Raw genomic sequence first — 21,833 nt, forward strand, 5'->3', positions numbered from 1 at the left:
TGGGGCGGACGGGGGCCGGGCGGATGGAGGGCGGGCGGACGGCGGTCGGGCAGAAGGAGGGCGGGTGGACGGTCTGGGCCGAGCGGAGTCTGTTCTCGGCGCGTGACGCCGACGGCCCGGCCCACAGCAGGTGGGCCGGGCCGTCGGTCGGGTGAGCCATCAGCTCTCTGCGGGCTCCACCGCGGCCGTGGCCTTCCGCGGCCGACGCGTCCGGGGCTTCGCCTCGGCCAGCTCAGCCACCTCGGCCGCGTCGGTGGCGATCTCGGCGACTGCCGTGGTCTTGCGGGCGCGGGTCCGGGTGCGGGGCTTTGCGTCGGGCTCGCCGGCCGCCTGCGCCGGGATCTCGGTGGCGGCGGCCGTCTTGCGGGTACGGCGGGGCTTGGCCTCCGTGCCTTCGGCCGTGTCGGCGGCGGCCTCTGCCGCAGCCGTGGCCTTGCGGGTCCGGGTCCGGGTGCGCGGCTTGGCCTCGCCGGCCTCGGTCGTGTCGGCCGTGGCTGCCGTGGCCTTGCGCGTGCGGCGCGGTGTGACCTCGCCGGTGGCTTCCGGGGTGGTTTCCGGGGCGGCGGCCGTCTTGCGGGTACGGCGGGGCTTGGCTTCCGTGCCTTCGGCCGTGTCGGCGGCGGCCTCTGCCGCAGCCGTGGCCTTGCGGGTCCGGGTCCGGGTGCGCGGCTTGGCCTCGGGCTCCTCGGCGACCTGAGCCGGGATCTCGGCGGCGGCCGTCTTCCGCGTACGGCGCGGCTTGGCCTCGGTGGCCTCGGCGGTGTCCACGGCGGCCTCTGCGGTGGTCGTCGTCTTCCGCGTGCGGCGCGGCTTGGCCTCGGTGGCCTCGGCGGTGTCCACGGCGGCCTCTGCGGTGGTCGCCGTCTTCCGCGTACGGCGCGGCTTGGCCTCCGTGGCCTCGGCGGCGTCGACCGCCGTCTCCGCGGCAGCCGTCGCCTTGCGGGTACGGCGGCGCGGCTTGGTGGCAGGAAGCTCGGGGTCCGCGATCGCCGAGGCTTCCTCGACGGCCGGGGTCTCCTCGATCGCCGGGGTCTCCACGACGGCCGAGGGCTGCTCGACGGCCGGGGTCTCCGTGACCGCCGGGGTGGTCTCCGCGGCCTGCTCGGCGGCCGTCTCCGCGGTCGCCGTGCCCTCCGCGGACTTGCGGGTGCGCCGGCGGCGCGCCTTCTGCGGAGCCTCGGCCGGGTCCAGGGCGGGGCCCTCCGCCGTCGTGACGGCGGCTTCCGCGGCCTCGGGCGCCGTGGCCGGCACCGGCTGCTCGGACGCGGCACCGCCGCGGGTGCGGCGACGGCGGCGCAGGGTGCGCGGACCGCTCTCCTCGGGTGCCGCGGTCTCGGCCACGGCCTCGGGAGCGGCGGTCGCGTCCAGCGGCGTACCGCCGCGGGTGCGGCGACGGCGACGCGGCGTGCGCGCGGGACGCTCACGCTCGGCGGACCGGGACCCTTCCCGGTCGCCCCGGTCGCCCCGGTCGCCCCGTCCGCCTCGGCCGTTCCGGCCGCCGCGACCGCGGCCGCCGGTCTCGCCGAGGTCCTCCAGCTCCTCCGCGTCGAGCCCCGCGCGTGTGCGCTCGGCGCGCGGCAGGACACCCTTGGTGCCCGCGGGGATGCTCAGCTCCTCGAAGAGGTGCGGGGAGGTGGAGTACGTCTCCGGCGGATCGTTGAAGTTGAGTTCCAGCGCCTTGTTGATCAGCTGCCAGCGCGGGATGTCGTCCCAGTCGACCAGGGTGATGGCGATGCCCTTGGCGCCCGCGCGGCCGGTACGGCCGATGCGGTGCAGGTACGTCTTCTCCTCTTCGGGAGACTGGTAGTTGATGACGTGCGTCACGCCCTCGACGTCGATGCCGCGGGCGGCGACGTCGGTGCAGACGAGGACGTCCACCTTGCCGTTGCGGAAGGCGCGCAGCGCCTGCTCGCGGGCGCCCTGGCCGAGGTCGCCGTGGACCGCGCCGGCCGCGAACCCGCGCTGCTTGAGCTGGTCGGCGAGGTCGGCCGCGGTGCGCTTGGTGCGGCAGAAGACCATGGCCAGCCCCCGGCCGTCGGCCTGCAGGATGCGCGCGACCATCTCGGGCTTGTCCATGTTGTGCGCGCGGTACACGTGCTGCGAGGTGTTCGCGACCGTCTTGCCCGCGTCGTCCGGCGCGGCGGCGCGGATGTGCGTGGGCTGCGACATGTAGCGGCGCGCGAGACCGATGACCGCGCCCGGCATGGTCGCCGAGAACAGCATCGTCTGGCGGCGGGTCGGCAGCAGGTTGATGATCTTCTCGACGTCGGGCAGGAAGCCCAGGTCGAGCATCTCGTCGGCCTCGTCGAGGACGAGGGCCCTGACGTGGTTGAGGTTGAGCTTCTTCTGGCCCGCGAGGTCCAGCAGCCGGCCCGGGGTGCCGACGACCACGTCGACGCCCTGCTTGAGGGCCTCGACCTGGGGCTCGTAGGCCCGGCCGCCGTAGATGGCGAGGACCCGCACGTTGCGCACCTTGCCGGCGGTCAGCAGGTCGTTGGTGACCTGCGTGCACAGCTCGCGCGTCGGGACGACGACGAGTGCCTGCGGGGTGTCGGTGAGTTCCTCGGGCTTCGCGCGGCCCGCCTCCACGTCCGCGGGGACGGTGACGCGCTCGAGGAGCGGGAGGCCGAAGCCCAGCGTCTTGCCGGTGCCGGTCTTGGCCTGGCCGATGACGTCCGTGCCCGAGAGGGCGACGGGGAGGGTCATCTCCTGGATGGGGAAGGGGGTGGTGATGCCGACGGCTTCGAGGGCCTCGGCGGTCTCGGGGAGGATTCCGAGATCTCTGAACGTGGTAGTCAGGGTGCTGCCTCTTCTGTGTACGCGGTGCGAGGCGAGCGCGGGGGTCGTGGACGGACCGTGCCGGGGACGTCGGCTGCCTTACGATCTTGCCGTAGGGCACGGGACCTCTGCCGACGCTCTAGCGCTCGTACCGCTGAGGTGTCCCTCCGGCCGGCGTACGCAATGTGCCGTACGGCCTGGGAGGGCTGTCGGGTCGGAGCCGATCGGGCCACCGACCGGGCATCCTCATACGTGCGGCCCGTCGACTACTCGGCAGGCGCATTACCACCATACCCCGGAATCCCGCACACACGATGGCCGATTTGGTCACGTAGCCGTCATCACACTGATTGACCAGGGACTTCCGTCGCCGGACAAGCGGACTATTGTGCGCTTCATGACGACGTCTGACAACACCTCTGACGCTCCCTCCGAACGCACCGGAGTCGCCGCCCAGGACTGGGCGAAAGCCTCCGCCGACCCGCAGTACCGGGCCGCGGTCGTCGATCTCCTCGGTGCGCTCGCGTACGGCGAGCTCGCGGCGTTCGAGCGGCTCGCGGAGGACGCCAAGCTGGCGCCGACGCTGGCCGACAAGGCGGAACTGGCGAAGATGGCGTCGGCCGAGTTCCACCACTTCGAGCGGCTGCGCGACCGGCTCACGGAGATCGGCGAGGAGCCCACGCACGCGATGGACCCGTTCGTCGCCGCGCTCGACGGCTTCCACAAGCAGACGGCGCCCTCCGACTGGCTGGAGGGGCTCGTCAAGGCGTACGTCGGTGACTCGATCGCCAGCGACTTCTACCGGGAGGTCGCGGCCCGGCTGGACGCGGACACGCGTGAACTGGTGCTCGCCGTGCTGGACGACACCGGGCACGCCGGCTTCGCCGTGGAGAAGGTGCGCGCCGCGATCGACGCCGACCCGCGCGTGGGTGGCCGTCTCGCTCTGTGGGCACGGCGTCTCATGGGCGAGGCCCTGTCGCAGTCCCAGCGGGTGGTCGCGGACCGGGACGCGCTGTCGACGATGCTCGTGGGCGGCGTCGCGGACGGTTTCGACCTCGCCGAGGTGGGCCGGATGTTCTCCCGCATCACCGAGGCGCACACCAAGCGGATGGCCGCCCTGGGGCTCGCGGCCTAGCTCTCAGGGCCCGTTCGCCCGGTCGTCGTTCCGGGGTTTCCGGCCGTCGCCGCCGTCCGGCCCGTCTCCGTCCGGTCCGTCTCCGTCCGGTCCTTCTCTGTCGTCTTGGTCTTGTCCGTCTCCGTCGAGCTCACGCCGGCGCCGAGCGCCGGCGGAGTCTCCCTGCCGGGCGCACCAGCAGGGACAGCGAGGCGGCGGACACGATCGCCGCGCCGAGAAGGATCAGCAGCACATTGCCGGGGTCGAAGGCACTGTGGGTGACGAAGGCGCCGAACAGGGCTCCGGCGGCGCCCGTCGCCAGCACCAGGGAACGGGCGGGCAGCCGGTGGGCCAGCCGGCGGTTCGCCCCCCACGCCAGCGCCAGACCGAGCAGCGCGGAGCCGAGCGCCTCGAACAACAACATGGGGTCCCTCCCACGGCCACACTGCGCATCACGGTCGTAGCCCGTCATACCCGTGACCTGCGGAATGCAATCCTCCCCGGTGCGTCCGTTGTGCTCCATATGCGGGGAAGGGGATCCGCGGGGAAGGATCTGCCGGGAAGGGGGATCCGCGGGGAAGGGGAAGCCGGAAGACCGACCGGAAGAACGACCGGAAGAACGAGAGGGGCCCGGCGGCCGATGACCGCCGGGCCCCTCTCGCGAGTGGTGATTACAGCGCGCCGAAACCCACCTTGCGGGGAGCGGGCTCGCCGAGCTCGACGTAGGCGAGGCGCTCGGCCGGGACGAGCACCTTGCGGCCGTGCTCGTCCACGAGGGTCAGCAGCTGCGACTTCCCGGCCAGTGCCTCGGCCACGATCCGCTCGACCTCCTCGGCACTCTGACCGCTCTCCAGAACGATCTCGCGGGGCGCGTGCTGCACGCCGATCTTGACCTCCACGGCTTTGTCCCTCCGACGGTCAGTGAAGTGCGCGACCTGTACGCGCCGTACTCAGCACACATTAGCCCGGTGAGGGGACGCGCACGCTCCGCCCCGGAACGCCAAGAGCGAACACGGAGCGGGAACAAGCGCCCCTCCCGGTGCCGTCAGTGGTGCTGTTCGCTGCCGTGCAGCGGGAAACCCGCGATACCGCGCCAGGCCAGCGAGGCCAGCAGCTGCACCGCCTGGTCGCGCGGCACGCTGCGGTCGCTGTGCAGCCAGGAGCGGGCCACGACCTGGGCGAGGCCGCCGAGCCCGGAGGCCAGCAGCATCGACTCCGCGCGCGAGAGGCCGGTGTCCTCGGCGATGACGTCGCAGATCGCCTCCGCGCACTCGTTCGTGACCTTGTCGACGCGCTCGCGCACCGCGGGCTCGTTCGTCAGGTCCGACTCGAAGACCAGGCGGAAGGCGCCGCCGTCGTCCTCGACGTACGCGAAGTAGGCGTCCATCGTCGCGCGGACGCGCTGCTTGTTGTCGGTCGTCGACGCGAGCGCGCCGCGCACCGACCCGATCAGTGACTCGCAGTGCTGGTCCAGCAGCGCGAGGTAGAGGTCGAGCTTGCCCGGGAAGTGCTGGTAGAGCACCGGCTTGCTGACGCCGGCGCGCTCGGCGATGTCGTCCATGGCGGCCGCGTGGTAACCCTGCGCCACGAAGACTTCCTGGGCGGCGCCCAGCAGCTGGTTCCGTCGGGCACGGCGCGGCAGGCGCGTGCCCCGCGGGCGTGCCGCCTCTGTCTGCTCGATGGCTGTCACGCCGCCTCCCAATTTCGTCCACATGCGGTGTGCGCCGCGCCGCCATCGTACTTTTCGGTAACCCGGGTGTGCGCGGTGCGGGCGCAGAATTTCACGGACCGGACGGCGACGAAAGCCAAACAGGTCGTTTCAAACCGGACCGAAGCGGGCAGGAAAACGCCTCGTTCCAGCTCAGCGGCGCCCTCCGGTGCTTCCGTGCGCCCCCGTCAGCGGTAGTCGTCCTCGTTGGCCGGTGTCGTCCTCGTCAGCGGTAGTCGTCCTCGTCGATGGAGACGACGCGGTGCTGCTCGACGAGGTCGGCCTCGTTCGCGGTGGCCGGGTCCACGTCCTCGAGAGGCTCGTCGCGGTCCGCCGCGAGGTCGGCGGACTGTTCCGCCGCGTCGTTCTCGGGGGCCTCGACGTCGATCTCCTGGGGTTCCTGTGCGCCGTCGTCCTCGAACGTCTCGGGGTCGGTGGGGTCTACGGCCATGGTCCGGGCTCCCTTCCTACGAACGTGCCTGAGAGAAGCAGGTGCCCACAGCGGGTGCCCTCGGAACGAGCCTAGGAGACACCTGATCCGGACGCTATGCGGTGTGCGCGCAATCTGTCACTGCCTGCAATGGCAATCTGTGACCGCCTGCCATGACCGCCTGCCATGACCGCCTGCCATGACCGCCTGCCATGAGTGACTGCCTGAGTGAGTGCCTGCAGTCTGCCGCGGCGTGCAAACGGCCAGGGCGTGCAATCTGTGACGGCGAACACATGAGCCACTACGTGATCGTCTCGTAACATTGCCGCATGTCTTCGACCGAGCTGCCGTCCGTTCCGGCGACCACTGTGCTCCCGAAGGTGGCACCCGTCAGGGTTGCGGAGGGTGAGCGGCTCAGGTCGGTCGGGCTGCCGGGGATCACGCTGACGGTGCGGTCGAGACCACCGGGGAGGGAGGGACTGCCACCCGCTCTCTACGTTCACGGGCTCGGCGGCTCCTCGCAGAACTGGTCGGCGCTGATGCAGGAGCTCGAGGGCGTCGTCGACGGTGAGGCCCTCGACCTGCCCGGCTTCGGCGACTCGCCGCCGCCGGACGACGGCGACTACTCGATCACCGGGCACGCGCGCTCGGTGATCCGTTTTCTCGACGCGTCCGGGCGCGGGCCCGTGCACCTGCTCGGCAACTCGCTCGGCGGTGCCGTCACCACGCGCGTCGCGGCGCTGCGGCCCGACCTCGTGCGGACGCTGACGCTGGTGTCGCCGGCGCTCCCGGAGATCCTCGTGCAGCGCAGCGCGGTGCCGACGGCGCTGCTGGCGCTGCCGGGAGTCGCCGGCCTCTTCACCCGGTTCACCGCCGGATGGACCGCGGAGGAGCGGGTCCGCGGCGTGCTGGCGCTCTGTTACGGCGATCCCGGCCGGGTCTCGCCGGAGGCTTTCCGCAACGCCGTGGAGGAGATGGAACGGCGGATGCAACTGCCGTACCTCTGGGACGCGATGACGCGTTCCGCGCGCGGCATCGTCAACGCGTACACGCTGGGCGGCCAGCACGGCCTGTGGCGCCAGGCGGAGCGCGTCCTCGCCCCGACCCTCCTCGTCTACGGCGGCCGGGACCAGCTCGTCGGCTTCCGCATGGCCCGCAAGGCGGCCCGCGCCTTCCGCGACTCGCGCCTGCTGACCCTGCCTGAGGCGGGGCACGTGGCGATGATGGAGTACCCGGAGACGGTGGCCCGGGCCTTTCGGGAACTCCTCGCGGAACGGGGCGAGTCGGTGGGTGGGCACCCACCGGGGAAGCCGGCCGGCGCGCGCGGAGCCTCCCGCTCCGGCCACGGCACTGCCGCCCGCGACGGCGGAACCACCTCCGAGTCCCAGAGCGCGGGGAGCTGAGGGCCGACGTGGGACGCCACAGCCGCCGCGGGGTCGCTGCCGCGAAGGGCGACGCCAAGGAAACGAGTTCCGGAGCGAGGGGATCGAAGGGGAGGCCGGACGGCGCGCCCACCGGCGGGGGGCCGGGGTTTTCCGGCGGTACGCCTGCGCGTGGGGTGCCGCGGTTGCCTGATGGTACGCCTGCGCGTGGGGTGCCGCGGTTGCCTGATGGCACGCCTGCGCGTGGGGTGCCGCGGTTGCCTGACGGTACGCCTGCGCGTGGGGTGCCGCGGTTGCCTGACGGTACGCCTGCGCGTGGGGTGCCGCGGTTGCCTGACGGTACGCCCGCGCACGGCGTCCCCCGTGCCGCCGTCGACGGCACGCCCGCCCACGGCACCCCCGCAGTGCGCGGCGGCCACCCCGAGCAGCGCGAAGCCGGTGGTGGATGGGGGGAGTTGAGGCAGCCCCGGGCCGCCATTCCGGGCCAGCGCACGGCGCCGCCCGGTGGGCCGCGGCAGGAGTACGTCGACGCCTTCGACGCGGACGACGACGTCTTCACGCCCCGCGGCGGCGCGTCCGCGTACGCCGCGGACCCGTACGCCTCCGTCACCGACTGGGAGCCCGGCCCGGTCGTCGGCATCCCCTCCGACCCCGACGAGGACGCACCGCCGACCGGTGTGCCCGCTCAGGACAGGGGTGGCAAGGGGCGGACGTTCACCGGTGTCGCGGCCGCCGCCGTGACCACCGTGCTGGCCGTCGTGGTCGCCGGCCAGGTCGCCAACGGCCACGACGGCGGTGCCGTGGGAACGCAGTCGGCCACCGGGCAGGCGCGGGACGCACGGGACCCGGGGCCGTCGCCGTCCTCCTCACCGAGCACCGAGACGCTGACGTACGCGCAGGCGATGGGGAAGAAGTACGCCTTCAACGCCACGCTCAAGGGATCGGGGAAGTTCGAGACGGTCCCCGGGCGCGCCAAGGCACCCGGCAAAGGGCGCAAATACACCTACCGGGTGGACGTGGAGCAGGGGCTCGGACTCGACGGCGAACTCTTCGCCCAGGCCGTGCAGACGACGCTCAACGACGACCGGAGCTGGGCCCACGGCGGCGCGCGCACCTTCGAGCGCGTCGACTCCGGCAAGCCCGACTTCGTGATCACCCTCGCCAGCCCGGGGACCACCGCCACGTGGTGCGCCAAGTCCGGCCTCGACACCAACGAGGAGAACGTCTCCTGCGACTCGGCCGCCACCGAGCGAGTGATGATCAACGCGTACCGATGGGCCCAGGGATCGAAGACCTACGGCGACCGGATCCTCGCCTACCGGCAGATGCTGATCAACCACGAGGTGGGTCACCGGCTCGGCCGAGGCCATGTCAACTGCACGAAGAACGGCCAGCTCGCCCCCGTGATGCAGCAGCAGACCAAGTTCCTCGACCACGACGGGATCCACTGTCTGGCCAACCCCTGGCCCTACCCCAAGGGCTGACCGGCGCATCGCGGGTATCGCGAGTCACGTCGCCCGAGGGGCAGATGCCCGGCGCCGCGGGCGTCGGCCGCCACCCCTGACGGAACGTGACTGCATGATCTCTTAGCGCGATCGAACGCGAACCGCACAGGAAAGTTACGACCGTTCACCCCTTTTGGTGGTGCGACGGACAACCGTCCGTCGCACCACCGCCTTGTCCGCATACGTTCGTCCCGCTGCGAGCCGCCGGGTCAACGGCGGCTCCCCATACGGGAGATCGGGGGTGCGCTCGTGCGCATCGGACTGCTTACGGAGGGTGGCTATCCGTATGTGAGCGGTGACGCCACGCTCTGGTGCGACCGGCTCGTGCGCGGGCTCGGGCAGCACGAGTTCGACCTCTACGCGCTCAGCCGCACCGAACGGCAGGAGAGTGAGGGCTGGGTTCCGCTGCCGCCGCAGGTCAGCCGGGTGCGTACGGCGCCTATGTGGACGGCCCAGGACGACGGGACCGGGCACGGCCGACGGGCGCGCCGGCGGTTCGCCGAGTGCTACGGCGAGTTGGCGGCCGCGCTGTGCGCGGGGCACACCGGGGACCCCGCCGGGGCTTCAGGGAAGACCCCGGCCGCCGAGGCGGACCGTTTCGGCAACGCGCTGTACGGGCTGGCCGAACTCGCCCGCGAGGACGGCGGCCTGGTGGGAGCGCTCCGCTCGGAGACCGCCGTACGCGCCCTGGAGCGCGCCTGTCGCGCACCGGGCGCCCTGCGGGCGGCACGTGAGGCGCGCGTACCGGACCTGCTCGCGGTCGTGGCGCACCTCGAACGCGCCCTGCGCCCCTTGTCGCTGGACTGGTACGGGGAGGACGACGGGCTCGGCTCGGCCGACCTGTGCCACGCCGCGTCCGGTGGACCCGCCACCCTGCCCGGACTGCTCGCCCGCCACTTCCACGGCGTACCCCTGCTGGTGACCGAGTACGGCGTGCGGCTGCGCACGCACTACCTCGCCGCCACGGACGCGCCGCCCGCCGTACGCGCCCTGCTCGCCGCCTTCCACGGCAGGCTCGCCACCGAGATCTACGACCGGGCCGCGGTCATCACCCCCGGCAACGCGCACGCCCGCCGCTGGCAGGAGCGCTGCGGCGCCGACCGCGCCAAACTCCGCACGGTCTACCCGGGCATGGACGCCGGCCCCTTCGCCGAGGTGGGCGAGTCCGCCGAGAGCTCCGACCCCGACGCGTTGGTCTGGGTGGGCCGGATCGAGCCCGCGAAGGACCTGGTCTCGCTGCTGCACGCCTTCACGGAGGTGCGCAGGGAGCAGCCGAAGGCGCGGCTGCGGATCGTGGGCGCGCCCACCGGGCCCGAGGGCGAGGCCTACCTCGGGCACTGCAGGGCGCTGGCCGCGCAGCTCTTCCCCGACGAGGCCGCAGGGCCGCACGCCGTCGGCGACAACCCCGTCTCCTTCGAGGAGATCGGCGGCCCTGAGCTGCCCACTCTCGCCGAGGCGTACGCCGCCGGCGGCGTGACCGTGCTCTCCAGCGTCGTCGAGGGCTTTCCGATCAGCCTGGTGGAGGCCATGCTCTGCGGCCGGGCCACGGTGTCCACGGACGTCGGCGCGGTGGTGGAGGTCATCGGGGGCACGGGGCTCGTCGTACCGCCGCGCAACCCGCGGGCGCTCGCCGAGGCCTGCCTGGCGCTGCTGCGCGACCCCGAGCGCCGGGAGCGCCTGGGTGCCGCCGCACGCGCGCGGGCGCTCGAACTGTTCACCGTTGAGCAGAACACCACGGCATTTCACGGCATTTACCTGGAGATCGTCTCGCACACCCCGGTGCGCCGGGTGGTCCTCGACGACACCGGGGAACCGCTGCCCTTCGCCGCCCCGGCCGAGGCCCATGTCCCCGGCCGCTGGACCGGCCCGGCAGCGCGTGTGGTGGCCTGCGGTGGCCCCGTCTGGGCCACGGACACCCCCGCCCGCGCCAGATCCGCCACGCCGGCCGCGGAGGGGGCGCGATGAGCGGCCTCGGCGAACTCGACAGGCCCGGCGCGCCGAGCACCGCGCAGGCGTGGGACGAGCGCTCCCATGAGTGGGCGACGGGGGAAACCGGACCCCTGGACGGCACCGGCACACGGGACACCGGTACACGGGAGGCCACCGGTACACGGGACGGCGACGGCACACGGGACACCGGTACACGGGAGGCCACCGGTACACGGGACGGCGACGGCACACGGGACACCGGTACACGGGACGGCACCGGCACACGGGACACCGGTACACGGGACACCGGTACACGGGACGGCACCGGTACACAGGAGGGCACCGGCACACAGGACGCCACGGCAGTGCCGGGCGGCCCCCGCGCACCGGACGGCGGCGTCGGGGCCCGCCCGCAGGCCGAGCGCGGCCGGCCGGCACCCCGGCGCACCGCTGCCGACCCGGTGAAGACGCTGATGCACCGCCACCGCGAGCTGTGCGAACGGGCGGTGGACCCCCTGGAGATCGCGGCGGGGCTGGAGGCCCACGGCGTCACCGACCGGACGGCGACCCGCTTCCGGCACCGGGACGTGTTCTCCCTCGCCGAGGAGATGTACGCGCGCGCCGCCCACGACGAGGAGACGGCACCGCGCTCCACGGCGCTCACGGCCCCGCGGGCGCGCACCGCCTGGATCGTGCTCACGCTGCTGCCCGGAGCCCTGTGCGCCGCGACCGTGACCGCCCTCCGCCTCGCCCACGGACAGACCCGAACGATCGCGGTCGCCGCAGGCGTTCTCGCGGTGGCCCTCGCCCTGCGCGCGTCGCTCGCCCGCGGCCCTCTCGGCGCCGCGGACCACAGGCCACCGGGGGCCACGCAGCACACTCCGGGCAGCCGGATCTGGACGTACTGGCTCATCGTCTATGCCCTCCTCGGCGACGGTCTTCTCCGTGTGGCCGTCACCGGAGGCCCTGACGGGCCGCCCACCGTCGGTGCCGGCGGTTCGTGGACCCTGGCCGCGGCCCCGGTCCTGGCCCTCGCCTGGGCCTGCGCACCAGCCGCCTGGTGCGCCCGCCTCTTCGCCGTGTGCGCCCGCCGCAGACTGAGCGCCAGCCGAGGTCTGGAGGAGTTCACCGCCTCCGCGCGCCCGCTGCTGCTCGGCGCGTTCGCCCTGTTCCTGTCCGCCCTGACGGCTCTGCTCGCCCTGTGCGGCGCGGTCCTGGACGAGAGTGCGGCCTACGCCCAGACCGTCACCCTGGGTGCCCTGCTGTTCCTCGCCCGCCTCCTCACCGCGCACGGCTTCAGCCACGCGCCCGTCCTCGTCCTCACGGCCGCGGCGACCGCCGAGGCGACCGCCCTGGCCACGGTCTTCGCGGCCCGTCTGCCCGGATGCGGCTTCCTCGCCACCCCCGTGGAGACGGCCGTGGACGCCTGGGGCGCCGGCAGCGTCCCGGCCCTCGCCTGCGCGGCGGCCGCGCTGGCCCTGCTGGTCCACGCGGCCCGCACGCTCACCCGGGCCTCGGCCCACGCACCCGCGGACCGGCCGTGCTGACGCCGCAGCCGATCCCGGCGGGCCCGAGCACGTCGCCCGCACGCCGGCCCCGGCCGGCCCCGACCCTGCCGCAGGCGCCAGGACCCGCCGCCCGAGGCAACCGCTCCACCCCCTCCGAAGGAGAACCCGAGATGATCACCTCCCGATCCGACGCCTCGGCCCCGGGAGCCGCCCGATGAGAGTCCTGCTGATCGGAGCCAACGGCTACCTCGGCCGCTTCGTCGCCGACCGCCTGCTCGCCGACCCGGCCGTCCAGCTCACCGCGCTCGGCCGCGGCGACGACGCCGACGTCCGTTTCGACCTCGCGTCCGGCAGCCCCGGTGCCCTCACCCGCTTCCTCGACGCGGTCCACCCCGGTGTCGTCATCAACTGCGCCGGCGCCACCCGGGGCGGCGCCCGCGATCTGACCCGCCACAACACCGTCGCCGTCGCCACCGTCTGCGAGGCCCTGCGCCGCAGCGGCTGCGACGCCCGGCTGGTGCAGATCGGCTGCAGCGCCGAGTACGGACCCAGCCAGCCCGGTTCGTCCACGGCCGAGGACGCCGTGCCCCGCCCCGGCGGTCCGTACGGTGTGAGCAAGCTCGCCGCCACCGAACTCGTCCTCGGCTCCGGCCTGGACGCGGTCGTCCTGCGGGTCTTCTCGCCGGCCGGTCCGGGCACCCCCGCCGGCTCACCGCTCGGACGTCTCGCCGAAGCCATGCGCCGCGCCATGCAGTCCGGCGACGGCGAACTCAAGCTCGGCGGTCTCGGCGTCCAGCGCGACTTCGTCGACGTACGTGACGTCGCCCGTGCGGTGCACGCCGCCTCCCTCTCCGCCGCGCAGGGCGTCATCAACATCGGCTCGGGCCGCGCCGTGCGGCTGCGCGACGCCGCCGCCGTGCTCGCCCGGGTGGCCGGATACGGCGGCGCCCTCCACGAACTCGACGGCCCGCCCGGCCCGCTGCGGCCGACGGTCGGCCACCAGCGATCCGACCCGGACCACGCGGCGCCGATGGCGTACCCGTACCCGGACGGTTGCGGCAGCTGGCAGCAGGCCGATGTGCGCACCGCGCGCGACCGGCTCGGCTGGCGGCCGAGGATCAACCTCGAGGAGTCCCTCGCCGACATCTGGATGGAGGCGGCATGCCGTATGTGACCAGCACCAGAGCGGGCAGCACGAGCACCGACGTCCGTACCGGGTTCGGCGTCCCCGGCTACGCCCACCCCCTTGTCGCGCCCACCGAATGGGGGGAACTCACCCGGCCGGGGACCCCCTTGCACTGGGTCGTGCTCAACGTGGCCGACGGCCCCGGCGCCCGCCCTGATCCGCACTGCCTGGAGGCGGCCGGACGGCTGCGCAACATGGGCGTGCGGGTCCTGGGGCACCTGGAGTCGCCGTCCGGGGCCCGGACCTTCGGCGAGGTGGTCTCCGACGCGCATCGCCACATCGACTGGTACCAGGTCGACGGCTTCCTCCTGGACCGCTGTCCGACCGATGGCGTCTCGCTCTCCGAGATCCGCCGCACCGTCACCACGCTCCGCGCGATCTGTGAAGGCGCTCACATCGTCCTCGGCCACGGCACCCACCCGCACCCCGGCTACCTCGAGTGCGCCGACCAGTTGGTCACCTTCTGCGGCCCCTGGAGCGACTACCGCTGGTCGCAGGTGGCGGAGTGGACGGCGGACCATCCCCCCGAGCGCTTCTGCCACTTCGTCCACGGAGTGCCCCTGCCGCACCTGGAGGAGGCGCTGCGCATCGCCCGCTGGCAGGGCGCCGCGACGATCTACTTCACCGACCGCACGGACCGGGGAGGCCGCAGTGACCCGTGGGAGACCATGCCCGGTTACTGGGACGAAATCGTCTCGCGGATCGGGACGGGTGTCTCGGAATGAAAAAGGGCGTGGCAGTGTTGCAGGGAGAACAACCGTAGTGATTGACCGACCAACGGAGTCCCCGTGTCGCTGCCACCCCTGGTCGAGCCGGCTGATGAGCTCACCGTAGACGAGGTCCGCAGGTACTCCCGCCACCTGATCATCCCCGACGTGGGGATGGACGGGCAGAAGCGGCTGAAGAATGCCAAGGTGCTCTGTGTGGGCGCCGGCGGCCTGGGCTCGCCGGCGCTGATGTACCTGGCCGCCGCGGGCGTCGGCACCCTCGGCATCGTGGAGTTCGACGAGGTGGACGAGTCGAACCTGCAGCGCCAGATCATCCACAGCCAGTCCGACATCGGCCGCTCCAAGGCCGAGTCCGCCCGTGACACCGTCAAGGGCATCAACCCGTACGTGAACGTGATCCTTCACGAGGAGCGGCTCGAGGCCGACAACGTGATGGACATCTTCAGCCAGTACGACCTGATCGTCGACGGCACGGACAACTTCGCCACGCGCTACCTGGTCAACGACGCCTGCGTGCTGCTGAACAAGCCGTACGTGTGGGGTTCGATCTACCGCTTCGACGGCCAGGCCTCCGTGTTCTGGTCCGAGCACGGCCCCTGCTACCGCTGCCTCTACCCGGAGCCCCCGCCGCCGGGCATGGTCCCCTCCTGCGCCGAGGGCGGCGTGCTGGGCGTGCTGTGCGCGTCCATCGGCTCCATCCAGGTCAACGAGGCCATCAAGCTCCTCGCCGGCATCGGTGAGCCGCTGGTCGGCCGCCTGATGATCTACGACGCCCTGGAGATGCAGTACCGCCAGGTCAAGGTCCGCAAGGACCCCAACTGCGCGGTCTGCGGCGAGAACCCGACCGTCACCGAACTCATCGACTACGAGGCCTTCTGCGGCGTCGTGTCCGAGGAGGCCCAGGCGGCCGCCGCCGACGCGACGATCACTCCCAAGCAGCTCAAGGAGTGGATCGACGATGGCGAGAACATCGACATCATCGACGTCCGCGAGATCAACGAGTACGAGATCGTCAGCATCCCGGGCGCCAGGCTGATCCCGAAGAACGAGTTCCTCATGGGCACCGCCCTGGAGAGCCTCCCGCAGGACAAGAAGATCGTCCTGCACTGCAAGACGGGTGTCCGCAGTGCGGAAGTCCTTGCGGTCCTGAAGTCCGCGGGCTTCTCCGACGCCGTGCATCTTGGCGGAGGCGTGATCGGCTGGGTCAACCAGATCGAGCCGGACAAGCCGGTCTACTAGGCCACGCCGGTCCACGAGAGGCATGACCTTCCGGGAGGGGCTCGGCACCGCGGGTGCCGGGCCCCTTTCCGATGCTCCCGCTACGAGGCGCAGACCTTGCCGTCCTTCGGCACGGTCCCCTTCAGCAGATACGCGTCCACCGTCGAGTCGACGCAGTCGCTCCCGCTTCCGTACGCACCGTGCCCCTCGCCCTTCCAGGTGAGCTCCACGCCGACGCCCTTGCCCAACTCGTCGGCCATCTTCCGGGCACCCTCGTAGGGCGTCGCCGGGTCGCCGGTGTTGCCGACCACGAGGATCGGCGCCGCGCCCGGCGCGCTCACCTCCGGGGTGTCGAACTGCCCGGCCACCGGCCAGTCGTGGCACCAGCCGGCCGTGTCCCAGCCGAGGAAGTCCCCGAACACGGGCGAAATCTTCTCGAACGCCGCGAGCCTCTTCTTCGTCGCCTCGGCGGTCGGCCGCTCCTTGTCGTCCAGGCACGATATGACCCGTTGTGAATGGGTCGTCGTGGCGTAGTGCCCCGAAGCGTCGCGTTCGTTGTAGCCGTCGGCGAGCGCGAGCAGCTCGGAACCGTCGCCCCGCTCCGCGGCGCCCAGGGCGCTGGTCAGGGTCGGCCAGCCCTCCTTGCTGTACAGGGGGAGGACGATGCCGGTGAGGGCGAGCGTCTGCGTCAGCTTCCGTCCGGAGGAGGTGGGCAGCGGCTTCGCGTCGAGGCGCTTCACCAGGTCGGCGATCTTCCGGGTGCCCTGCTTTGGGTCCTGGCCGGTCGACTTCAGGTAGTCGTCCAGGGCGCGCTGGAAGCCCCTGGTCTGGTTCTTCGCCTGGCCCACGGTGTCGGCGCTCGGGTCGACGACCGCGTCGAGGATCAGCCTCCCCACCTTCTTCGGGAACAGGTGGGCGTAGACACCGCCGAGTTCGGTGCCGTACGAGATGCCGAAGTAGTGCATCTTGGTGTCGCCCAGCACCTGGCGCATCAGGTCCATGTCGCGGGCGGTGTCCGTCGTCGACACATGGGCCAGCAGCTTCCCGGCGGCCTTCTTGCAGCCCTGGCCGAAGTCCGCGGCGTCCTGGAAGTACGCCTTCTCCTCCGCCGGGGTGTCCGGAGTGGCGTCCACGTCCTCGGCGGCCTGGATGTCCTTGTCGCTGCGGCAGCGCACGCCCTCACTGGCGGCCACCCCGCGGGGGTCCCAGCTCACCAGGTCGTAGTGCTCGCGCAGCGCGGACACCGTGGAGGCGTAGGTGGGCATCATGGACACGCCCGAGCCGCCTGGCCCGCCGAAGTTGAACAGCAGCGAGCCGATGCGCTTGCCGCCGTCGGCCTTGGCGCGGATGAGGGCGAGGTCGATGGTCTCGCCCTCGGGTTTCGACCAGTCCAGGGGCGTCTTGAGCGTCGCGCACTGCCAGTCGCTGCCCGGCGCGGGGGAGTCGGAGGTGGCCTTGCAGCGGCCCCAGGCGAGCTTCTGCCCGGTCAGTGAGGAGGGCAGCGCGGCTGTCGTCCCGGAGGAACGGGACGGTGACGACGGGGCCGGGCTCGACCTCTCACCGCTCTTGCCGTCGCCGGACGACGAGCCACTGCAGCCGCCCGCCAGGAGCGCCGCGGCGGTGCCCAGAGCGGCCCACCGTACGAGTCGTGCCATGCGCCTTCCCCCCATCACAGGCCGTCGGCGTCGTGCAGCAAACGGCGGTCAGGCCATAGTAGGCGGATCAAGCCGGACCTGCCGCAGCCTGTGGATAACCTTCTGACCTGCCGGTTTACCCGCTGTCTGCCGGCTGTCAGGAGCAGACGGTCCCGGCCTTGGGCAGCCTGCCGTCCAGCAGATAGCCATTGACCGCGGACTGCACGCACTTGTTCTTGCTGTCGTACGCACCGTGCCCCTGCCCCTTGTACGTCAGCTCGACGCCGACACCCCGACCGAGCGAGTCCACCATCTTCTTCGCGCCCTCGTACGGCGTGGCCGGGTCGCCGGTGTTGCCCACGACGAGGATCGGCGCCGCGCCCGGCGCGCTCACGTCGGGGTGGTCGGCGGCACCCGGAACGGCCCAGCCGGTGCAGCTGACCATGGACCAGGCCAGGAAGTCGCCGAACAGCGGCGAGGCCGACCGGAACTCGGGCAGTTTCCGCTGCACGAAGCCGGGGCCGTAGCGGGCCTTGTCGTCCGCGCAGTTGATGGCGACGTTGGCGGCGGCGATGTTGCTGTACTCGCCGTTCTCGTTGCGTCCGTTCAGCGAGTCGGACAGGGCCAGCAGGATCCTGCCGTCGCCCTGGTAGGCCTGGGCCAGGCCCTCGGTGAGGTACTGCCAGAAGTCCTTCGAGTACAGCGCCTGCGCGATGCCGTTGGTCGCGGCGGTCTGGGTGAGCCGGCGGGGGAAGATACCGGGGATGGGCTTGCCGTCCAGGTCCTTGAGCAGTGTGGCGATACGGTTCTTCACGTCCTGCGCGGTGTCGCCGATCGGGCAGCGAGTGGTCTTCGATGTGCAGTCCTCGGCGAAGTTGTCGAGCGCGAGCTGGAAGCCCTTCGCCTGACCGAGCGAGCTCTGCTCGGCGTCCTGCGTCGGGTCGACGACCGCGTCGAAGACGGCGCGGCCCACCTTCTTCGGGAACAGGTGGGCGTAGACACCGCCGAGTTCGGTGCCGTACGAGATGCCGAAGTAGTACAGCTTGTCGTCACCGAGGACCTGGCGCATCAGGTCCATGTCGCGGGCCGCGTCGGTGGTGCGCACGTGCGGCAGTACCTTCGCGGAGTTCTTCTCGCAGGCCGCGTTGAACTCCTTGGTGCCGTCCACGTAGTCGGTGCGCTCACGGGCGTCGTCCGGGGTCGCGTCCTGCTGGAAGTACACGTCGAGCTGCTGGTCGTCCTCGCACTTCACGGGAGCGCTGCGGCCGACCCCGCGTGGGTCGAAGCTGACCAGGTCGTAGCGGGTGCGCAGGGCCGCGTAGTCCTGTCCGAAGGAGGGCAGCGTGCTGACGCCGGAGCCGCCCGGCCCGCCGAAGTTGAAGACCAGCGAGCCGATGCGCTCGCTCTTCGGGCCGCTCGCCCTCGCCCGGATCAGCGCGATACCGATCGTGTCGCCCTTGGGCTTGCTCCAGTCCAGGGGCGCCTTCATGGTGGCGCACTGCCAGGTACCGCCGTGCGGCAGAGGGGAGGGCGTGTCACCGCCGCCCTCCGCGGTGGACGGCGCCGGGCAGTCCTTCCAGTCGAGCTTCTGGGCCGACAGATCCCCGCCGCCGGAGCCGTCGTCGCTGCAGGCCATGGGCGCGGAGCACAGCAGCACGGCGGAGGTGGTCACGGCGACGGCGCGCAGGCGGGACGGCTTCGGCATGCTCCCATCCTGCTGCGGCGCGCGGCGCGGCGCTCGGGACACGGGCCGTACGAGGTACGCGCGCGTGCAGCCACCGTACGAGAAGCGGTCGTACGAGGAGCCGTTGTACACACAACGGTCGTACCAGAGGCGGTGGTAGAGAGGCGGTCGTAAGAGAGGCGGTCGTGCTAGAGCGAGCCCTTGCGCGTGAGGTGGTTGAAGGCCAGCCAGCCCGGCAGCACCGGCAGCCACAGGGTCAGCAGCCGGAACAGCAGGACCGCCGGCGCCGCGACCTCCTTGGGCAGGCCCACGGCGATCAGACCGACCGTCAGGGTCGCCTCCACCGCGCCCACGCCGCCCGGGGTCGGGGCCGCGGATCCGAGCGCGTTGCCGGCGAGGAAGACGACGGCGACGCTGGCGATGCTGAGGTTGGTCCCCTCGGTGCCGAAGGCGCGGATCGAGGCGTCCAGGCACATCACGAAGCACGCGGTCAGCAGCAGGGTGCCGCCGATGCCGCTGACGAGCTTCTGCGGCCGCTGCAGCACGTCCAGCATGCGCGGCACCACACCGGCGAACAGCGACCGCACGCGCGTGACGACGAATTTCCGCAGGAACGGCACCGAGGTGACCACCAGCACGAGCACCGCCACGGTCAGCAGGCCGGCGATGACCGTCCTGGACGGCGACAGCGACGGCGTCTTCTCGGTGCCGGTCAGGTAGCCGAACGACAGCAGCATCAGGATGTGGCAGCCCAGACCGAAGAGCTGAGAGCCGCCGACACTCGCCACGGCGAGCCCCGGGCGCACCCCCGAGCGCTGCAGGAAGCGTGTGTTGAGGGCGACGCCACCCACCGCGGCGGGCGCGACGATCTTGACGAACGACCCGGCGACCTGCGCCGCCACGGCCCGCAGGAACGGCACCCGCTCGGGCACGAACCCCAGCAGCGCCATCGCCGCCGCGAAGTAGCTGCACGCCGAGAACGCCACGGCCGCCAGCACCCAGCCCCACTGCGCGTTCGCGACCAGGGGGCCGAACTCGATGTGGGTGAGCTGGGTCAGCAGGAAGTAGGCGCCGATGGCGCCGGCGATGAAGCTGATCAAGGTGCGCGGCCGCACCCGCTCGAGGCGGGCGGGCTCGACCGGCGCCTGCGGCCTGATCAGCAGCACCTGGTGCCGGATCTGGGCCAGCAGATCCTCCTCGCGTGCCTCGTCCAGAGCCTCGTCGAGAGCCCGCTTCTCGGCCCGCTGTTCCGCGCGCACGGCCTTCTTGTCGGGCTTTTCGGGTGCGGCCACGGCCTCGCCGTCCTCGGCGCCCTCCTCCAGCCTGGCCTGCCTGACCTGCCGGGAAGCCTCCAGGACCGCCTCGCGCTCGCGCTCGGCCCGCTCACGGGCCAGTCTGCGCAGGGTCGCGCGCGAGGTGCGGCTGAGCGCGATGGGCTGGAGCATCGGCAGGCAGTCGGCGACGGCGTCCGGGCCGAGCACCTCGACCGCCGACGCCACCGCGCGCTCGGCGCCCACCCGCAGCCCCAGCGTCACCAGGAGCTGAGAGACGTCCATGCGCAGCAGCAGGTCACCGGCCGCGATCTCGCCGCCGCGCAGATCGGTGATGATCACCGTGCCGGAACGATCCACCAGAACCGCGTCGCCCACCAGCCTGCGGTGTGCGATGCGCCGTGACTGCAGGGCCCGTACCTGGTGCCAGGTGTCGCGCAGCAGTTCGTCGGTGATCTCCTCGTCGGACAGGTTGTCCAGGGTGCGACCGCCCGTGTGCTCGTAGACGAGCATCACGGCGTCGGGGCCGAGTTCCGAGGTCGCGATCAGCTTCGGCGCGTTGGCGCCGGCGGCGATCGCCGCGTACGCCAGCAGGGCCTCCTGTTCCAGCGCCTGGCGCAGCGACTGCAGGCTGCTGCGCGTGGCGAAGCCGCGCAGCGTCAGATTGCGCCACGCGCGGTAGAAGAAGCCCTGTGCCTGCTGCTCGCGGTCGACCACCGTCACGTCCAGCGGCGGTCCGTCCTCCAGGGTGACGAAGTAGCGCCGGCCGCGGTCGCCGGTCTCCGGTGTCTCCGGCACTTCCTCGCGCGAGGCGGTCACCGGGCGGAAACCGACGTGCTGGAGGCCCGCCATCAGCGTGCGTCCCGTCGGACGGATGTTGGGCGAGCCGACCGCGTACAGCGTCCCGTAGGCCACGGTCCAGCCGATCAGCACCGTCAGGATGATGGAGAACGGTGTCGTGTAGCCGGTCACCAGCATCGAGAACGCGTCGAGCAGCAGCACGATCCAGAGCACCGCGCGCCAGCGCGGCCGCCGGGACATGCCGACCGCCGTCATGTACGCGATGACCGGCGCGAGATAGCCGTGCACCGGGTCCGTGAGGGCGTGGATGTCACCGGGCGAGGGCTGGGTGAGCGCCTCCTGGATGGAGCCGGGGGCGGCCTTCGCGACCCACAGGTCCGTGGCGAGCGTCACTCCGTGGGCGAGGACCGCCGCGAGCACGCCGTCGGCGATGCGCAGCCCGTCCCGCTTGATCAGCCGCTCGATCGCGAAGGCGACCGGCACCAGCAGGATGGCGATGCTGGAGGCCAGACCCGCGAACCTGATGAGCAGGTCGGGCGCCTGTCCGGTGCCCTTGTTGATGTCCTGTTCGAGACCCGAGGTGGTGCCGTGCGCGAAGGCGGCGATCGCGAGCAGGACGGCGACCGCCAGCACGCCCACCATCAGGCGCATCAGATCCGACGGGCGGTGCACGCGCGCGGGGAGCAGCGGTTCGTCGCCCTCCACCTCGTCGATGTGCACCTCGTCGAGGAACTCGTCCCCGCTCTTGTCGCCCTTGTTCGGGTCCTTCGGCGCGGTGGCCCTGCCCTCCCGGGCGGTCGTGCCGCCACCGGTTTGGGAGGCGGCGCCGTCCGGGCGCGACGAAGCGTCAGAGGTGCTCTCCGCGTCCTCTGGGTGCGCACCCTGCTGCTTCATCGTCTCTTCTTGATCTCGTATCACCGGTCACCGCCCGCACGATGGTGGCATGCCCCACCGACA

At 72.2% G+C, this 21,833-nt stretch carries 16 protein-coding genes; 8 read left to right on the plus strand and 8 right to left on the minus strand.

Annotation, left to right across the window (positions count from 1 at the left end):
• Nucleotides 1-159: 159 nt before the first annotated feature.
• Nucleotides 160-2,706 carry a DEAD/DEAH box helicase gene (locus ACJ9NR_RS25920; RefSeq protein WP_412493325.1) on the minus strand — a complete coding sequence of 849 codons (2,547 nt, stop codon included), beginning with the start codon at nt 2,704-2,706 and terminating at the stop codon, nt 160-162.
• 469 nt (nt 2,707-3,175) lie between these two features.
• Between ACJ9NR_RS25920 and ACJ9NR_RS25925 the strand changes: the two genes are divergently transcribed.
• Nucleotides 3,176-3,913 (plus strand): ferritin-like fold-containing protein, encoded by a 738-nt coding sequence (locus ACJ9NR_RS25925; RefSeq protein WP_412493326.1) that lies wholly within the window; start codon nt 3,176-3,178, stop codon nt 3,911-3,913.
• A 130-nt stretch (nt 3,914-4,043) separates the two neighbouring features.
• Here ACJ9NR_RS25925 and ACJ9NR_RS25930 read toward each other — a convergent pair whose 3' ends face one another.
• The 4 genes from ACJ9NR_RS25930 to ACJ9NR_RS25945 all read right to left on the minus strand — a co-directional run bounded on the left by ACJ9NR_RS25930 (nt 4,044) and on the right by ACJ9NR_RS25945 (nt 6,051).
• On the minus strand, nt 4,044-4,316 hold the full coding sequence (locus ACJ9NR_RS25930) for a hypothetical protein (protein ID WP_412493327.1): 273 nt from the start codon (nt 4,314-4,316) through the stop codon (nt 4,044-4,046).
• A gap of 247 nt (nt 4,317-4,563) precedes the next feature.
• Nucleotides 4,564-4,791 carry a DUF3107 domain-containing protein gene (locus ACJ9NR_RS25935; protein ID WP_142142321.1) on the minus strand — a complete coding sequence of 76 codons (228 nt, stop codon included), beginning with the start codon at nt 4,789-4,791 and terminating at the stop codon, nt 4,564-4,566.
• A 146-nt stretch (nt 4,792-4,937) separates the two neighbouring features.
• The gene (locus ACJ9NR_RS25940) at nt 4,938-5,582 is read right to left on the minus strand and encodes a TetR/AcrR family transcriptional regulator (protein ID WP_412493328.1); all 645 of its coding nucleotides are present in this window, start codon (nt 5,580-5,582) and stop codon (nt 4,938-4,940) included.
• Between the two features lie 244 nt (nt 5,583-5,826).
• Nucleotides 5,827-6,051 carry a hypothetical protein gene (locus tag ACJ9NR_RS25945; RefSeq protein WP_412493329.1) on the minus strand — a complete coding sequence of 75 codons (225 nt, stop codon included), beginning with the start codon at nt 6,049-6,051 and terminating at the stop codon, nt 5,827-5,829.
• A 308-nt stretch (nt 6,052-6,359) separates the two neighbouring features.
• On the opposite strand from ACJ9NR_RS25945, the gene ACJ9NR_RS25950 reads away from it, so the two are divergent.
• From ACJ9NR_RS25950 to moeZ, 7 genes are all read left to right on the plus strand, one after another.
• Nucleotides 6,360-7,433 (plus strand): alpha/beta fold hydrolase, encoded by a 1,074-nt coding sequence (locus ACJ9NR_RS25950; RefSeq protein ID WP_412493330.1) that lies wholly within the window; start codon nt 6,360-6,362, stop codon nt 7,431-7,433.
• Between the two features lie 8 nt (nt 7,434-7,441).
• A complete protein-coding gene (locus tag ACJ9NR_RS25955) occupies nt 7,442-8,896 on the plus strand; it encodes a DUF3152 domain-containing protein (RefSeq protein ID WP_412493331.1) in 1,455 nt (484 codons plus the stop codon).
• Between the two features lie 270 nt (nt 8,897-9,166).
• The gene (locus ACJ9NR_RS25960) at nt 9,167-10,882 is read left to right on the plus strand and encodes a DUF3492 domain-containing protein (protein ID WP_412493332.1); all 1,716 of its coding nucleotides are present in this window, start codon (nt 9,167-9,169) and stop codon (nt 10,880-10,882) included.
• Nucleotides 10,879-12,393, plus strand: a complete 1,515-nt coding sequence (locus ACJ9NR_RS25965) for a hypothetical protein (protein ID WP_412493333.1) — start codon at nt 10,879-10,881, stop codon at nt 12,391-12,393. The genes ACJ9NR_RS25960 and ACJ9NR_RS25965 overlap by 4 nt, the downstream gene beginning before the upstream one ends.
• 175 nt (nt 12,394-12,568) lie before the next feature.
• On the plus strand, nt 12,569-13,528 hold the full coding sequence (locus ACJ9NR_RS25970; RefSeq protein WP_393865957.1) for an NAD-dependent epimerase/dehydratase family protein: 960 nt from the start codon (nt 12,569-12,571) through the stop codon (nt 13,526-13,528).
• On the plus strand, nt 13,516-14,265 hold the full coding sequence (locus tag ACJ9NR_RS25975) for a spherulation-specific family 4 protein (RefSeq protein ID WP_412493334.1): 750 nt from the start codon (nt 13,516-13,518) through the stop codon (nt 14,263-14,265). Before ACJ9NR_RS25970 ends, ACJ9NR_RS25975 begins: the two co-directional genes overlap by 13 nt.
• Before the next feature lie 63 nt (nt 14,266-14,328).
• Nucleotides 14,329-15,507, plus strand: coding sequence for an adenylyltransferase/sulfurtransferase MoeZ (gene moeZ / locus ACJ9NR_RS25980; protein WP_412493335.1), 1,179 nt, complete (start codon nt 14,329-14,331; stop codon nt 15,505-15,507).
• An 80-nt stretch (nt 15,508-15,587) separates the two neighbouring features.
• Here the strand turns inward: moeZ and ACJ9NR_RS25985 are convergent, their stop codons facing one another.
• From ACJ9NR_RS25985 to ACJ9NR_RS25995, 3 genes are all read right to left on the minus strand, one after another.
• Nucleotides 15,588-17,141 carry an alpha/beta hydrolase gene (locus ACJ9NR_RS25985; protein WP_412493336.1) on the minus strand — a complete coding sequence of 518 codons (1,554 nt, stop codon included), beginning with the start codon at nt 17,139-17,141 and terminating at the stop codon, nt 15,588-15,590.
• Nucleotides 17,142-17,277: 136 nt separating this feature from the next.
• Entirely contained in the window at nt 17,278-18,825 is a 1,548-nt protein-coding gene (locus ACJ9NR_RS25990) for an alpha/beta hydrolase (RefSeq protein WP_412493337.1), read from the minus strand.
• A 167-nt stretch (nt 18,826-18,992) separates the two neighbouring features.
• Complete coding sequence (locus ACJ9NR_RS25995; RefSeq protein WP_412493338.1) at nt 18,993-21,770, minus strand: lysylphosphatidylglycerol synthase transmembrane domain-containing protein; 2,778 nt, start codon at nt 21,768-21,770, stop codon at nt 18,993-18,995.
• Between the last annotated feature and the right edge of the window lie 63 nt (nt 21,771-21,833).

The organism is Streptomyces sediminimaris, from assembly GCF_047049295.1.
In the GTDB taxonomy this organism is placed as follows: domain Bacteria; phylum Actinomycetota; class Actinomycetes; order Streptomycetales; family Streptomycetaceae; genus Streptomyces; species Streptomyces sediminimaris.

Coding starts and splice junctions, on each gene's coding strand:
- ACJ9NR_RS25995 (WP_412493338.1), bottom strand. CDS start 21,770: ATGAAGCAGCAGGGTGCGCACCCAGAGGACGCGGAGAGCACCTCTGAC.
- ACJ9NR_RS25990 (WP_412493337.1), bottom strand. CDS start 18,825: ATGCCGAAGCCGTCCCGCCTGCGCGCCGTCGCCGTGACCACCTCCGCC.
- ACJ9NR_RS25945 (WP_412493329.1), bottom strand. CDS start 6,051: ATGGCCGTAGACCCCACCGACCCCGAGACGTTCGAGGACGACGGCGCA.
- ACJ9NR_RS25975 (WP_412493334.1), top strand. CDS start 13,516: ATGCCGTATGTGACCAGCACCAGAGCGGGCAGCACGAGCACCGACGTC.
- ACJ9NR_RS25950 (WP_412493330.1), top strand. CDS start 6,360: ATGTCTTCGACCGAGCTGCCGTCCGTTCCGGCGACCACTGTGCTCCCG.
- ACJ9NR_RS25920 (WP_412493325.1), bottom strand. CDS start 2,706: ATGACCCTCCCCGTCGCCCTCTCGGGCACGGACGTCATCGGCCAGGCC.
- ACJ9NR_RS25970 (WP_393865957.1), top strand. CDS start 12,569: ATGAGAGTCCTGCTGATCGGAGCCAACGGCTACCTCGGCCGCTTCGTC.
- ACJ9NR_RS25985 (WP_412493336.1), bottom strand. CDS start 17,141: ATGGCACGACTCGTACGGTGGGCCGCTCTGGGCACCGCCGCGGCGCTC.
- ACJ9NR_RS25925 (WP_412493326.1), top strand. CDS start 3,176: ATGACGACGTCTGACAACACCTCTGACGCTCCCTCCGAACGCACCGGA.
- ACJ9NR_RS25965 (WP_412493333.1), top strand. CDS start 10,879: ATGAGCGGCCTCGGCGAACTCGACAGGCCCGGCGCGCCGAGCACCGCG.
- ACJ9NR_RS25930 (WP_412493327.1), bottom strand. CDS start 4,316: ATGTTGTTGTTCGAGGCGCTCGGCTCCGCGCTGCTCGGTCTGGCGCTG.